This is a genomic window from Leuconostoc rapi, assembly GCF_016908715.1.
Classification (GTDB): Bacteria; Bacillota; Bacilli; order Lactobacillales; family Lactobacillaceae; genus Leuconostoc; species Leuconostoc rapi.
Map to the genome: position 1 here is coordinate 67240 of NZ_JAFBEK010000005.1, position 13683 is coordinate 80922.

15 protein-coding genes are annotated in these 13683 nt (G+C 39.4%); 2 read left to right on the forward strand and 13 right to left on the reverse strand.

The window, feature by feature from the left end; all coding sequences use genetic code 11:
- Positions 1 to 34 precede the first annotated feature (34 nt).
- Positions 35 to 535, forward strand: coding sequence for an aminoacyl-tRNA deacylase (locus tag JOD28_RS06175; protein WP_204769961.1), 501 nt, complete (start codon positions 35 to 37; stop codon positions 533 to 535).
- A 122-nt stretch (positions 536 to 657) separates the two neighbouring features.
- Positions 658 to 1050 (forward strand): Rid family detoxifying hydrolase, encoded by a 393-nt coding sequence (locus tag JOD28_RS06180; RefSeq protein WP_204769962.1) that lies wholly within the window; start codon positions 658 to 660, stop codon positions 1048 to 1050.
- 112 nt (positions 1051 to 1162) lie between these two features.
- Here the strand turns inward: JOD28_RS06180 and dnaB are convergent, their stop codons facing one another.
- From dnaB to JOD28_RS06245, 13 genes are all read right to left on the reverse strand, one after another.
- Positions 1163 to 2623 (reverse strand): replicative DNA helicase, encoded by a 1461-nt coding sequence (gene dnaB, locus JOD28_RS06185; protein ID WP_204769963.1) that lies wholly within the window; start codon positions 2621 to 2623, stop codon positions 1163 to 1165.
- Positions 2624 to 2625: 2 nt separating this feature from the next.
- Positions 2626 to 3078 (reverse strand): 50S ribosomal protein L9, encoded by a 453-nt coding sequence (gene rplI, locus JOD28_RS06190; RefSeq protein ID WP_204769964.1) that lies wholly within the window; start codon positions 3076 to 3078, stop codon positions 2626 to 2628.
- A 46-nt stretch (positions 3079 to 3124) separates the two neighbouring features.
- Complete coding sequence (locus tag JOD28_RS06195) at positions 3125 to 5155, reverse strand: DHH family phosphoesterase (protein ID WP_204769965.1); 2031 nt, start codon at positions 5153 to 5155, stop codon at positions 3125 to 3127.
- Between the two features lie 149 nt (positions 5156 to 5304).
- Positions 5305 to 5589 carry a 30S ribosomal protein S18 gene (gene rpsR, locus JOD28_RS06200; RefSeq protein WP_013103027.1) on the reverse strand — a complete coding sequence of 95 codons (285 nt, stop codon included), beginning with the start codon at positions 5587 to 5589 and terminating at the stop codon, positions 5305 to 5307.
- Positions 5590 to 5625: 36 nt separating this feature from the next.
- Positions 5626 to 6168: a single-stranded DNA-binding protein gene (ssb, locus tag JOD28_RS06205; RefSeq protein WP_204769966.1), complete on the reverse strand. Its 543-nt coding sequence runs from the start codon at positions 6166 to 6168 to the stop codon at positions 5626 to 5628.
- Positions 6169 to 6201: 33 nt separating this feature from the next.
- The gene (rpsF, locus tag JOD28_RS06210; RefSeq protein WP_013103025.1) at positions 6202 to 6498 is read right to left on the reverse strand and encodes a 30S ribosomal protein S6; all 297 of its coding nucleotides are present in this window, start codon (positions 6496 to 6498) and stop codon (positions 6202 to 6204) included.
- A gap of 166 nt (positions 6499 to 6664) precedes the next feature.
- Positions 6665 to 6970, reverse strand: coding sequence for a hypothetical protein (locus JOD28_RS06215; RefSeq protein WP_204769967.1), 306 nt, complete (start codon positions 6968 to 6970; stop codon positions 6665 to 6667).
- Positions 6971 to 7043: 73 nt separating this feature from the next.
- Positions 7044 to 8489 carry a dipeptidase PepV gene (gene pepV, locus JOD28_RS06220; RefSeq protein ID WP_204769968.1) on the reverse strand — a complete coding sequence of 482 codons (1446 nt, stop codon included), beginning with the start codon at positions 8487 to 8489 and terminating at the stop codon, positions 7044 to 7046.
- A gap of 54 nt (positions 8490 to 8543) precedes the next feature.
- Positions 8544 to 9368 (reverse strand): energy-coupling factor transporter transmembrane component T family protein, encoded by an 825-nt coding sequence (locus JOD28_RS06225; protein ID WP_204769969.1) that lies wholly within the window; start codon positions 9366 to 9368, stop codon positions 8544 to 8546.
- Positions 9369 to 9463: 95 nt separating this feature from the next.
- Positions 9464 to 11143, reverse strand: coding sequence for an ABC transporter ATP-binding protein (locus tag JOD28_RS06230; protein ID WP_204769970.1), 1680 nt, complete (start codon positions 11141 to 11143; stop codon positions 9464 to 9466).
- Positions 11144 to 11195: 52 nt separating this feature from the next.
- Positions 11196 to 11762 carry an ECF-type riboflavin transporter substrate-binding protein gene (locus JOD28_RS06235; RefSeq protein WP_204769971.1) on the reverse strand — a complete coding sequence of 189 codons (567 nt, stop codon included), beginning with the start codon at positions 11760 to 11762 and terminating at the stop codon, positions 11196 to 11198.
- A gap of 37 nt (positions 11763 to 11799) precedes the next feature.
- Entirely contained in the window at positions 11800 to 12660 is an 861-nt protein-coding gene (locus JOD28_RS06240; RefSeq protein WP_204769972.1) for an SAM hydrolase/SAM-dependent halogenase family protein, read from the reverse strand.
- 397 nt (positions 12661 to 13057) lie between these two features.
- Positions 13058 to 13597 carry a hypothetical protein gene (locus JOD28_RS06245; RefSeq protein WP_204770015.1) on the reverse strand — a complete coding sequence of 180 codons (540 nt, stop codon included), beginning with the start codon at positions 13595 to 13597 and terminating at the stop codon, positions 13058 to 13060.
- Between the last annotated feature and the right edge of the window lie 86 nt (positions 13598 to 13683).

The following is a 13683-nucleotide window of genomic DNA, read 5'->3' on the forward strand; positions in this document are numbered from 1 at the left end:
GGTTGTTCCAATTTTATGGTAAAATAAACTTATTATGGCAAAGAAAAAAATTAAAAAAACACTTCCAGAACAAATCATGGATAAACATGATATTACATATGAATCATTGACATTAGATATTTTAGATAAGACTGAAGCAGAACGTCAGGCAATACTTCATGCATTCAATATTAAACATGATGATATCTATAAAACGCTTGCGGCATTTGGCGACAAAACAGGTCCAGTCGTTGCGGTTTTGCCGATCACAAAACATTTATCAATGAAAAAACTTGCAGCGGCATCCGGTAACAAAAAAGTGACCATGTTGCCCTTAAAAGATTTAAAAAAAACAACTGGCTATGTTCACGGCGCCAATAATCCAATAGGTATTTGGCAAAATAAACACTACCCTATTTTTATTGATGCAATTGCCGAGCATGCTGACTATTTTTTGGTTAGTGGCGGCGAACTTGGTCGTTCAGATAAAATAAAACCCGCTGACGTGTCTTCGATGATTGGTGCGCCATTTGCAGATTTATCAGAGCACGATTAACCTATTACCTCAGTTCCCAGTAACAATCGCTTTTAACCATTAAAATTATATCCATATTTTGATTGTTATTAATTGCTAATTTTTTGACTTTATCATAAAATATTTGGCAGGAGGACATATCCATGTCAAAAAAAGTCATTGCAACAACACAAGCGCCAAAAGCACTTGGTCCTTATTCTCAAGCTATTCAAACTGACCATACGCTCTACATTTCTGGTCAAATTGGTATTGACCCCGAAACTGACATGTTTATTGGTCACACAACGATAGAACAAACACAACAAATATTTAAAAATATCGATGCCATTTTACACACGGCTGAATTTTCACGAGCAGACGTTGTCAAGGCTACATTATTCTTCGAAGACCTCACTGATTTCGCTAGTGTTAACAAGCTTTACGAAACCTATTTTGGTGCTAACGCAATTGATGCATTACCAGCACGAACAGCCGTTCAAATAGCTGCCTTACCCAGACAGGCTAAAATTGAAATCGAAATTATTGCAACAAAATAATCATTTTTTGCTCGATTATTCTACTAAAAGGGCTTACTGGTAACACAACAAAAAAGTGACTATCAAATTGATAGTCACTTTTTTGTTGTTATCATACCATCGTTATTTTTTGTTACCAACCAGCAGTACCATTTGGTCCTGCATTTGGATCGTTTCTAAATAAAGGTGCCATAGGACTAAATTTAAAGGTTGGTTTGTTAAACATTAACTTGGCAGTTCCTCGCGCTCCTGCACGATTTTTTTCCAAAATAATTTCGATTGGGACTGACTCTTCTTCATCACGTGGATCGCTATCATCCTCATCACCATCATTACGATAATAATCATCTCGATATAAGAAGGCGACAATATCAGCATCCTGTTCGATAGAGCCTGATTCACGCAAATCAGACAATACTGGGCGTTTGTCTGTTCGCTGTTCAACACCACGACTCAGCTGTGCCAGCGCTAAAATAGGTGTATGCAACTCTTTTGCTAACTTTTTAATTGAACGTGATATTTCGGAAACCGCTTGTTGGCGACTTTCCTTATTATTAGATTCGATTAACCCAAGATAATCAATAATTACCATACCTATTGGATGTGGATTATTAATTCGCTGGTCAGGTTTCATATCACTGACAATATCTTTTTCAAGTTTTCGCAATTTTGCACTAATTTGGTTAATTTTAATACCCGGTGTGTCGTCCATATAAATCTGCATATTAGCTAAAGATTGCATAGCTAACGTGAGCGATTGCCAATCTTCTTGCGTCATTTGTCCAGTTGTCAAATGATTTGAATCAATTGCACCCTCTGCAGCGACTAGACGCGTCACTAAATCAACTGCACCCATTTCCAAACTAAACACAACGACAGGAACTTGTTCAGATTTTGCAACATTTTTTGCAATATTTAGGACAAAGGCTGTTTTTCCCACGGCTGGCCGCGCACCAAGCACAACCATCTGATCTTCTCGGAATCCGTGCGTTAATTTATCAAATTCTGGATATCCTGTCGCTAGACCAACCACGTCATTATCATTTTCAACAGCACTATCTAAGTTAGATTGAAATTCTTGCAAGACATCTTTTATCTTTTGAAAATCTTCGTCCCCGCGATTTTCAGCCAAGCTGTCCAAATTACGATTAAGTGCGTCTAATATTTCTTCGCTGGGCTCTGATGCGTCATAAGCTAATGACATGCTCCGTGTTAATGTGTCAATCATACGTCGTAAAATGGCTTTTTCACGCACAATGTTTGCATAATGCTTTAAATTAGCAGAAGAAGCCGATGACTCAGATATTTCTGCCAAATAAGCCATACCACCAACATTATCTAGTTGTTGCATACTGTTGAGTTTATCCTGCAACGTGAGCATATCAATCGGGCGCTGTTCATCAATCAATTGCTGCATAGCTTTAAAAATGGTTTGATGTGCTTGCCTGTAAAAATCATCCGCTTCTATAATCGCACTGGCGGCAACCACCGCATTATCTGATTTAACATCGAAAAAAATGGCACCGAGTACCGCACGCTCTGCATCCACATCCTGTGGTACTTGCCTGTATTCGTATGATCCCGGATTATCCATATTTAACCCTCACTGACATGTACACGTAAGTTTGCTGTCACTTCGCGATGTAACTTTAATGGCACGTCTGTATATCCAAGTGAATGAATTGGTTGATTGAGACTAAGCTTACGCTTGTCTATTTTAAGTTGTTTTTGTTCGGCTAATGCTGCAACAATTTGTTTCGTAGAAACTGCACCAAATAAACGACCATCAGCACCAGACTTACCTGTTAATTCAACGACGAAGTTTTCAGCCTCAATTTTTGCCTTCAAAGATTCTGCAGCTGCCAAATCCTCTGCCGCCGCTTTTTCTTCTGCCTTTTGACGTCCCTTAACGGCACCTAAATTTTTACCAGTGGCAGGTTCTGCTTTCTTATTTTTGATTAAAAAGTTGTTTGCATAACCATCGGGTACCTCTTTAATTTCACCCTTCTTACCACGACCCTTAACATCTTCTAAAAATACAACCTTCATGTCTTCATTCTCCCATTTATCTTATTAATTCGTGCGTAATCACAGTTTACGTTTCTTCAATATTTTCAGCTAAAATATGTTGTAGCTGTGCCGTGACTTCTTCTGTCGTCATATCTGAAATTTGTGTCGCCGCATTGGACAAGTGTCCACCGCCACCCATAGATTCCATCACACGTTGCACATTATGTTGCCCTGTTGAGCGAGCCGACACACCAACTCGACCATCCTGACGCTTAGTAATAACATATGAGGCATCCACCCCACTTATCTGTAGTAATTCATCCGCAGCCTGTGCGGTAATTAAACCAGAATAAGTTGTGTTATTTTCACCCGTAGCAATTGCACTACCAGCATGAACAATTGCAAGATTGATTAAGTGTGTTCGCGCCTTAAAATCAGTAAACTTCTCCTTCATAAAGGACTGAATTAGGTTACTATCCGCGCCGTTTGCACGTAAATAACTTGCAGCATCAAAAGTTCTTGATCCCGTACGCAAAGTGAAGTTTTTAGTATCAATTTGTATACCACCAAGCATCGCAGTCGCCTCTAATTTAGTAATTGGTGCATGACTTTGATCTTGGTACTGCAACATTTCTACCACAAGTTCCGATGTCGATGAGGCATACGGTTCAACATAACTGAGTAAAGGTTTTTCTGCTAAACTTTTTTCTGCTAAACGGTGATGATCAATAACAACCACACGATTAGCCAGCTTTTCTAGTAAATGCGGCGCACTGGTAATCGCTGCATTCGCATGATCAACCAAAATCAATAACGTATTTTCTCGGACAAGTTTTAACGCTCTTGCCTCGTCAACAATGGAATCGTTAATGTTTGACCCAGGTGCCACAATGTCTGGCGGATTTTTACGAATTTCTTCCAGAAGTAACGTAATATCACTATAAACCGTTTTCTCATCAATAATAACAAAGGCCGATTTATTTTTAGTTTGGGCCATTCGCCAAATACCAAGACCTGCACCAATAGCATCTAAGTCTGGCGTAGCGTGTCCAACAATCATAATATTATCTGATTGTTCCATCAACTCGGCAACAGTTTGTGAAATCATACGAGCACGAACTCGGGTTCGTTTCTCCATCGGATTGGTAGCACCACCATAAAAACGAGCTGCCGCTTGATTTGATTTCACAACAACTTGATCCCCACCACGTCCCAAAGCCAAATCCAAGTTTGTTTGAGCTATTTTAGCAAGATCTATAATGTCCTTTTCACCATAGGATATACCCATGGACAAAGTAACCGGTGAATTTTGTTGTGCTGTAGCTTCACGAATGGATTTTAGAATTGAAAATTTATCACGTTCAGCCTCTTGCAAAGCAGTTTGATACCCAAACATGACATAATGAATTGTGTTTAAGCGCCGCAAATAGATGTGGTGCGCAGTGGCCCAATCACCAAGTGCGCCAGTAACATAGGTACGTAATGTCGATGTCTCTGACTCGCTCATCCCCTCCGTAACTTCCTCATAATTATCTACAGAAATCAAGCCACTAAATAACTGGTGATTCTCATATTCTTGAGCGATGGCCGCGTACTCACTAATATCCATCATATAAATCACACGTAAATTTTGTTGCACATAGAGTGAAAATTGTTTACCTTGCCAAGTAATCGTGTTTGTGACTTTAGCATCTGAATAACTTTTAACATCTGCAGCCAGGCCTTTATCAAATTCAGCCAATGTTAATCCAAGTACATCTCGCTTATCTAAATAGGCCTGCATATAGGGATTGATCCAGTCGATTTTTTCAACCTCATTTAATAAAACGATACCGATTGGCATACGAATCAACGCTTCTTGTTCACTTCGAGAGATACGGTAACCTAAACCTGATAAATATTCTTGCGCATTTTCATTGACTTCTTTCAACGCTTGCGCTGAATAAACCAGACCAACGACAACAACAATCACCCATATTAGACCAAAAACCCAATTTGTCAGTAACGCAAAAATAACACTCATACCGCTTACCAAAATCAATAGCAATGTGACTGTGCCTAATTTTGAGTTCTGAAAAAAAATGGGTAATGTTTTAAAATTAAATAGTTTTTTCACAAGTAACCTCAGTTTTTTATACACTATGGTAGTATTTTGATGTATACATCAAAATGCATTCCATATTATATTTTACCACAGTTGTAGTTTGTCCAATAAGACAAAAAAACTCAGGTAGATAACCTGAGTTTTTGGAGATTATTAAATGCTTAATCTTCTGTAACGAATGGCAACAAAGCCATGATACGAGCGCGTTTAACAGCAGTCGTAACTTTACGTTGGTTCTTTGCTGAAGTTCCAGTCACACGACGTGGCAAAATCTTACCGCGTTCTGAGATGAAACGTTCTAGCAATTCTGTATTCTTATAGTCGATATACTCAATATGGTTAGCTGCAATAAAGTCAACCTTACGACGACGACGTGGACCGCCTTGGGGGCGACGCGAGCGTTGTGGACGTTCTGAGTTTTGTGGACGTGAATTTTGTTCTGGCATGATTAAAGCTCCTTTCATAACGTTTTATTTATTTTTTTAAAATGGTAAATCATCATCTGATATATCAATTTCTGTTTTGCCGCTAGTCGCAAATGGATTAGCTGCTTCATTTGTTGCAGTTGATTGCGTGTTTGAATTTTGACTCGCACTAGCAAATGGATCAACGCCACTAAATGCATTGTCACTTGGCGCGCTGAAGCCGCCACCATTATGTGATGAATCAGACGTCCCATTTTGGGCGCGTCGCTTATCACTTTCAGAACGTGACTCAAGCAGTGAAAAATTATCAACAACAACTTCGGTAACGTAAACTCGTTGCCCTTGGTTGTTTTCGTAATTACGTGTTTGCAATCGACCTTCAATAGCAACTAGTGCACCTTTTCCAGTAAAATTAGCAAAATTTTCAGCTGATTTACGCCAAATCACAGCGTTAATAAAATCAGCCTCACGTTCACCAGCTTGATTTGTAAACTGGCGGTTAACCGCCAAACTAAACGTGCCGACCGCTGTACCCGATTGCGTATAGCGTAATTCCACATCACGGGTCAATCGCCCAATCAATACTACTCGATTAATCATATTAAAAGCTCCTTCACCAGTGGAATTTCAGAATTATTCTGCGTCGCGCTTAACGATCATGTGACGTAAGATATCTTGTGAAATCTTTGCCAAACGATCAAATTCGTTGATAGCATTGTCGTCTTCTGCAGTGAAATTAATAATGTGGTATACGCCTTCGCGGTATCCAGCAATTTCATATGCAAAACGACGTGTTGCCCAGTCAGCTGACTTAGTAATTGTTGCCCCGTTATTCGTCAAGATGCCATCAAAGCGCTCTACGAGTGCCTTCTTTGCATCTGATTCTAAATCAGGACGAACGATATAAGTCATTTCGTATGATGTAGCCATGTGTTATTTCCTCCTTTTGGTCTCTGGCAGCCTTGGCTGCAAGGAGTGAACATACTTTTGTATACTCACAATTATTAATGATACTACAAAGCGACCTAACATTTCAAGTGTTTCGTAGAATTTTCCATCTGGTTCTTCAATAATACGTTACAAGAACAACATCTACTTATTGTTGTTCATCAAATGTGACCTCTTCTAACATCTCGTTAAGCGATTCTATAAAATCTGCATCTGCCAATTGTTTTAAAATATCAGCGTCTGGATACCCTTGCATACTAACCAAAATATTTGCAATAATTTGTTCCCACATAGCATCCGCTTCACGCTCGAGCTTCACAGTCCCATATTGTGCGCGCGCTTTTCTTACTTGATTTTTTGCGTCTTGAAAGGTGTATGCCTTCATCAAAACATCGTCAACAATTTGTACTGGTAATACTTTTTCTAATGCCTGTCTAAAGATTGGTAATTGCATATGTTTCTCCCTGTTGAAAAACAAGATTATCTACAACTCAAATTATGCGAACGCTTGTTCGTTTTGTCAAGAACTACTTTGCTAACTCATATAACGCTTGTGCAAATATCGCTTGTGCCCTTGGGATATTATCTAACAACACATATTCATCAGGCTGGTGACTCATCACTTCAACATCTGGAAATTGTCCACCAAATGCCACGCCACGTTTTAACAGTCTCGCATATGAGCCGCCATTCGATATTTTATAGGTTTTTTGCGTATGCGTATGTTGCGCATAGACATCTTGTAATGTTTTAACAATTGGATCATTAAGGTTAACCATATGTGGCTGATTACCAAATTGCGACTCTTTAAAAATTTTCGCGTCCAAATCACCCATATGTCGTTGCACCTGTGTCAATATTGCTGTCTCCGTTATGCCGATAGGAAACCGAAATTGGATACGAATTTGACCGGCACGACTTTTTTCATAGTGCATCACACCAATATTCATTGTTAGATCACCCATGATTGCATCATGGAAAATAAGACCTAATTTTTCGCCAAAAACATTTTGATGATTATCATCTCCTAAAAAAGTCAAATAGGCATGTGCCTGACCCTCAAAAGCAAATTCGTTCAGAAAATGTGCTAAATAGGTTCCCGCATTAATCCCATCTTCGGGATACGCACCATGAACTGACTTACCGTACAGCGTTAGTAAAATATTGCCGTCATCATATTGACCGATACCGGTGATTAATGGTGTTTTGGTAACATACTGTTCGTAACGCGCTAGAAACAAGTTAATATCATAATGACTCGGTAACCGAACCAATGCTTTGGCAACACCTGGGACCACATTATCTCGCTCCCCAGCATCAAATTTAAGCAACTGCCAGTGATCTTCGTGTACGTTTTCTCCTTCAAATTGGATCACAATGGTCTGAACACCCTTTTCGCCAGGTACTACGGGAAACGAGCCGTCTGGGGAGAATCCAAGGGTCGGTTCCCCAACCTGCGCTAAATACGTTTTCATATCACGCCAATCGGATTCCTCATCACTACCAAAAATCAAACGAATTTTACGCTTAGGTAAAAAACCGCTATCTTTTAATTGTTTTAACGCATAATAGCTTGCAATGAGGTCAGCTTTCATGTCATGACTGCCACGTCCATAAAGGCGTTTGCCAACAATTTTAGGGCTAAATGGTAACGTGACGTGCCAAGCATTATCATTACCAGGGACAACATCAACATGTGACAAAACGCCTAGTGTTTCCGTTGCATCCTCAGGCCCATAATCAACAACAACAACCATGTTGTCAGCCACGCGTGTCACTTTAAATCCATCACGCTTGGCTATATCAACCAAAAATTGCAGCGCTGTTTCAATGCCAATGCCAAATGGCCTTTGGAACGTCGCTGTTTCTGGTGCCAACACTGATGGGATAGCCAAAAATTGTAACAAATCCCTTTGTAGTGCCGGTTGATATTTTTGGGCATTTTCTTGCCATTGTCTTACCGTTTCAACCATATGCTTACCTTATTATGATAATGTTTTCACCACAACACAACCATCTATGCTCCTTTACTTGAATGGATTATACAAGCGACCACCATTTTGAACGAAGAGTATCGCACCAATAATGACAACAGCGGCGGCACCCAAAATCATCATAATGTCACGTGTTGCAAATGCTTGTTCTTGGTACCAAGAACGTTTCTTTTCACGGCCAAAACGTCTAAGTTCCATCGCTTGACTGATTGTTTCAATACGATTTAAGCTGGCAAATACGAGTGGTAATATAATTTGCACAGCACCCTTTGAACGCGCCAGCAAGGGCGCTTTTTTGGATATTTCATAACCTCTGGCTTGTTGTGCCAAGCTAATTGTTCGATAATCACTTTGCACATCAGGAATGTAACGTAGCGTAATAGCAAATGAATACGCAATTTTGTAAGGCACGCCAATCTTATTTAAACCAGCAGCAAATTCACTTGGGTTGGTTGTAAAAAGCAAAATAATTGCCAAGGGAAGCGAAAATAAATATTTCAATAATAAATTAAATTCATAAAAAATTTGTTCTTGTGTCATCGTCCAGTAACCTGTACCAAACAAGACATGGCGCGTACCATATAGTTGAACACCATATTGTGGTGCAAGAACAGCTACCATGACTAAGTTGATGATTGCAAAAATAATCACTAATTTAGCCATTAGTGCATATTCGCGATATTTAATTTGTGCCATCTGCATGAGTACAATTGCCAAAACAACTAAGCCAAGCAAAAAGCGTGTATCGTAGGAAATCATTCCCATCGTTGATAATGCCAAAAAACCTATTAATTTAGCCGTACCCGTTGTGTGATTAATCCAAGTATCTCGTTGTTTATATCCAAATAAGTTGTTCATAGTTATGACGCTAATTTTGTGCACATCTCATATCATTTAAATGCAGCATTGCCCACACATATCGCGTATTCCCTTCAAAATATTAAAAATAAAAATTAGTTATGGACAATAGCTGCATTCAGTTCCTCTGGATGCGTGATATCCAATCGGTTTGCTAACTGATAAACACTTGTTGTACGTAAGCTTGCTAATTTAACTAATGCCTCATTAGCCAATAATTCAGAAGGCGTTGTGTCCGCAAGCAATTGACCATCAACGATAACTAAGGCACGTTCGACAAAATTTGCAAGTAAATGCATATCATGTGTAATAATGACAACAGTTGTTTTTTCCTGCTGATTGATTTTAGTTAAAAATTGTAATAGTTCATTTGTATGTGTTGCATCTTGTCCTGCAGTTGGTTCATCTAAAATCAAAATTTGTGGTTTTAGAACCAAAACAGCAGCAATTGTTAGACGCTTTTTTTGACCAAAACTTAGCGCAGCTATAGGCCAATGACGCATGGCGTCCAAATCAATTAGTTTTAAAATTTCTCGGACACGTTTTTCAATATCATCAGATGACACATGCCGCAAAATTAATCCACTAGCAACTTCATCAAATACCGTAGCTTTAGTAATCATATGGTTTGGGTTTTGCAAAACGTAACCAATATTGTCGGCTCTTTCTTTGATCGATTGCTGAAGTACAGATTCACCATCCAATATAATATCGCCAGTATCCGGCACTAAAAATCCTGTTAATAAGTGTGACAAGGTTGTTTTACCAGAACCATTTTTACCAACGATACCAAGAATTTCGCCTTGGTTGATGACTGTGTTAAGCTTCTTAAACAGTGGACTATTTTTATCATAACCAAAATCAAGATCTTTAACCACTAATTTAACTATTTGATGCGTGTTACTTTTAACTGGCTTTTTAAGCGATTCAATAGCCGTCTTTTGTTCTACTACATCAATTTGATTAACATTTGCAACATGCGACAAACGGCTCACATCAATATGCGCTTGACGCAATAGTTGAACGTACAATGGTTCATCCAAACCATTTTCAGGCAAAATGCCCGCTTTAATAATTTCAGTTGGCGTACCATTAGCAACAATTCTGCCACCAGCCATCACAATAACACGATCAACATTAGCCCGAAGTACTTCCTCAATGCGATGTTCAATGATGACCACCGTTAAATCACGCTCAGACTGTAGTTTGTCAATCATATCCATTGCCACCACACCTGCCGCTGGGTCCAAGCTTGCTAAGGGCTCATCAAACAATAGTAACTTACCATCATCAACGAGCACACCAGCCATAGATGTTCGCTGTTTTTGCCCACCTGATAACACTTGTGGCGCGAGATTTAAACGATCACCCAGACCAAAACGCGTTGCCCATTTTGCAACTTCTGCTTTAATATGCGATACGGGTTGATGATCATTTTCTAAAGCAAAAGCAATATCTTCCGCTACTGTCAATCCAACAAACTGTGCATCAGAGTCCTGCAACACTGTGCCTGCTTGTAGTGATAGCTCAAACAACGTCTGGTCAAGAATATTTTTGCCATGCAACGTCAGTGTACCTTGCGTATCGCCAGCATATGCTTGTGGAATCAAACCATTTAACAAACGTAACAGCGTTGTTTTGCCTGATCCTGAGGCGCCAGCGATTAACACCTTTTCACCTGGATAAATTTGAAAACTAATATCATTTAGCGTTGGCTCAGCCTGCGCGTGGTATTTAAATGTCACGTGTTGGAAATCAATTATTGGGGCTGTCATAATACTTCCTTGGGTTTAATTTTATGTACGCAAGCAGTTGCTTGCTTAATGCTTATTCACTTCGAAGACTGCTCTTCTTAGGGCGTGACTTGACATACGCTACCAATAGCAGTGAGCCAATAATTGCAACTGATAATGTATTAACTAAGGCTGTGACGGCACCTTGAAGGAACACTTTTTGTGCTGGTTCTTTATAGATCAGAATATCACCAATTGGTGCAATGATAATCCACACAAGGATATTTGAAATTGCTTGCCAGATATTAAATTGAACGAGCTTTTTAGTCGATAAGTCACCGTATTCAAGGGCAAGGTATCTTTTACCAAAGCCTAATAATAGGCCAAAAATAGCATCAGCAATCACCCATGACCACCATGGTGAACCATACGTTACGGCATCATTTAGCGTATGCCCTATAAAGCCAACTAACAGACCAACGATTGGTCCAAACAAACTGGCAATTAAGGCCAACCAACCTTCAGCCACATTAATGGTTGTATTTGGTATACCAGTTGGAATTGCAATGAACTTCATTAATACAAAAAATACTGCTGCACCAATACCTGTTGCCACAACTGAACGTACTGAAAACGTCTCTCGTTTTTTTCTATCATTCATATCTATATCCTCATACTCACTATATCGTAGCGATTGTTTACTGTTCTTTTGTTATCACAACTGACCACTCTTGACCGGCACCGACGTGATACATTTGTTCAAAATTACCTGTGTGTACACCAAAGGCTACAGTGTAAACAGAATTAATATATATTAGCGGTTCACCAGGGTTAACATCAGTAAATGTATGCATGTAGGGTAGATTATCATCAAACAGTATTTGATCAAGATGTTTGATTTGAACACGTAATTTATCCCCGTAGGTTACATTAAGTTTCTCAAACTCACTAACCAAAATATTTGACCACAATGATCCAAAGTTAACATCCGTGATGTCAATATGTCCCACTAATTGTGCCTTACCATCATCTGTTTGCTGATACTTACCAGGACGGATTGGCAATTGTACCAATTCATCTGGTGTTAATTCTTCTCCGTAATCCTCATAGTGCGTTGCACCGCTCGCAAGTTTTGCACCATTGAAGGCGTAAATATCACGACCATGGAAAGTAGAAGACTTTTCAGATCCTGGTAATCTTTGTGTATCTTCATCAATTACTCTAGCACTTTCAATCAAATCGTGTGCTAATAAATGTGACAATGTACCATTATCCGGTGTGACAATGTAGTGTCCTGCCGTTGTTTTGGCAATAATGGACAAGCGCTTTGAACCCACGCCTGGGTCAACAACAGAGACAAATACCGTCCCTGGCGCCCAGTAATGGACTGTTTGCAAAAGGCGAAATGAGCCTTCAAAAATATTGAATGGTGTGATACCGTGTGTCAAATCACTTACCACAATATCATCGGCAACACTATAGGCCACGCCACGCATTGAGCTTACTGCACCATCTTGCAAACCAAAGTCTGTTTGTAAAACGAGGTGTTTATTTGTCATATTATCGGTATGTTCTCGCTAAGGTAGCATATATATCACATAAATGTACATTGCTTCTATATCGGAACATATCTCCTTTCGAATGTTATGTTAACAAAAAAGTCCCTGTTAATCATAATGATTAACAGGGACGTAAAACGTGGTACCACCCAATTTTAATTCAAACCAAACAACACTGATTTGATTTAAATACTCTTGGTCTATAACGGCGCCCACCGAGCAAATAGCTTTCACCATTTGCCTCATCCACGTTCATCTTCAATATATTGCATCGTACCGGCTTGCACTATTCCGACTCGCTATTTCGACGCGTTATACTTACTCTTCGCTTCATTGATTTATTAACATAACACTATATTAATACAAAATTGATTACGTGTCAATCCTTTTTAATTAGTCAGTCTGGTAAGATAATTTGGGTTGAAGGACCTTGAGGTGCTGGTGTGTCTTGCTGTTCTTGAACAAGGTAACTTGGGAATAATGTTAACGATTTCTCTTCAAAACCAGCAACTGAAGACCCCAAAATACGGGTAACTAATTCGAGCAATCTTTCTTCAAAAGTGTCTTTCTCGATTTCTTCAATTGCCTGCTTCAATGCTTGTTGGTACATATTGATATGAACATGAGGCATCAAAGCATAATCACGCCCAATGAGCGCCGCCCATTCCTCAAATACTTCCTCAGGAACCTCATCATCGTCATCTGTGATTGGCATGAAATTAACACTGAATGTATTATTTGCCTCACCTTCTTTGTCAAAATCTGCCTGCGTGATATGACCATCGGTCAATTCCAGCGCATAATCAAAATCAAAGGGGCGCCGTTCATCAAAAATATGGATAAACCCTGCAGTTGCTTGTGATTCATCAGCTGAATCAACCACGCGTAGAATACGGTCTCTTTGCCCGTTAAAAAGTTGTTGCGTAAAATATGCCATCATTTATCAGTGCCCTCATTCTAATAACGCTCACGTCATCAGCTACAGGTGCATTTCCTCCAATATATTTGTTACCCAATTCTAAC

What these genes read in the sequence shown, in the direction of transcription:
- JOD28_RS06175 (WP_204769961.1), top strand. Translation starts at nt 35, where the DNA reads ATGGCAAAGAAAAAAATTAAAAAAACACTTCCAGAACAAATCATGGAT.
- JOD28_RS06180 (WP_204769962.1), top strand. Translation starts at nt 658, where the DNA reads ATGTCAAAAAAAGTCATTGCAACAACACAAGCGCCAAAAGCACTTGGT.
- dnaB (WP_204769963.1), bottom strand. Translation starts at nt 2,623, where the DNA reads ATGGATAATCCGGGATCATACGAATACAGGCAAGTACCACAGGATGTG.
- rplI (WP_204769964.1), bottom strand. Translation starts at nt 3,078, where the DNA reads ATGAAGGTTGTATTTTTAGAAGATGTTAAGGGTCGTGGTAAGAAGGGT.
- rpsR (WP_013103027.1), bottom strand. Translation starts at nt 5,589, where the DNA reads ATGCCAGAACAAAATTCACGTCCACAAAACTCAGAACGTCCACAACGC.
- ssb (WP_204769966.1), bottom strand. Translation starts at nt 6,168, where the DNA reads ATGATTAATCGAGTAGTATTGATTGGGCGATTGACCCGTGATGTGGAA.
- rpsF (WP_013103025.1), bottom strand. Translation starts at nt 6,498, where the DNA reads ATGGCTACATCATACGAAATGACTTATATCGTTCGTCCTGATTTAGAA.
- JOD28_RS06215 (WP_204769967.1), bottom strand. Translation starts at nt 6,970, where the DNA reads ATGCAATTACCAATCTTTAGACAGGCATTAGAAAAAGTATTACCAGTA.
- pepV (WP_204769968.1), bottom strand. Translation starts at nt 8,489, where the DNA reads ATGGTTGAAACGGTAAGACAATGGCAAGAAAATGCCCAAAAATATCAA.
- JOD28_RS06225 (WP_204769969.1), bottom strand. Translation starts at nt 9,368, where the DNA reads ATGAACAACTTATTTGGATATAAACAACGAGATACTTGGATTAATCAC.
- JOD28_RS06230 (WP_204769970.1), bottom strand. Translation starts at nt 11,143, where the DNA reads ATGACAGCCCCAATAATTGATTTCCAACACGTGACATTTAAATACCAC.
- JOD28_RS06235 (WP_204769971.1), bottom strand. Translation starts at nt 11,762, where the DNA reads ATGAATGATAGAAAAAAACGAGAGACGTTTTCAGTACGTTCAGTTGTG.
- JOD28_RS06240 (WP_204769972.1), bottom strand. Translation starts at nt 12,660, where the DNA reads ATGACAAATAAACACCTCGTTTTACAAACAGACTTTGGTTTGCAAGAT.
- JOD28_RS06245 (WP_204770015.1), bottom strand. Translation starts at nt 13,597, where the DNA reads ATGGCATATTTTACGCAACAACTTTTTAACGGGCAAAGAGACCGTATT.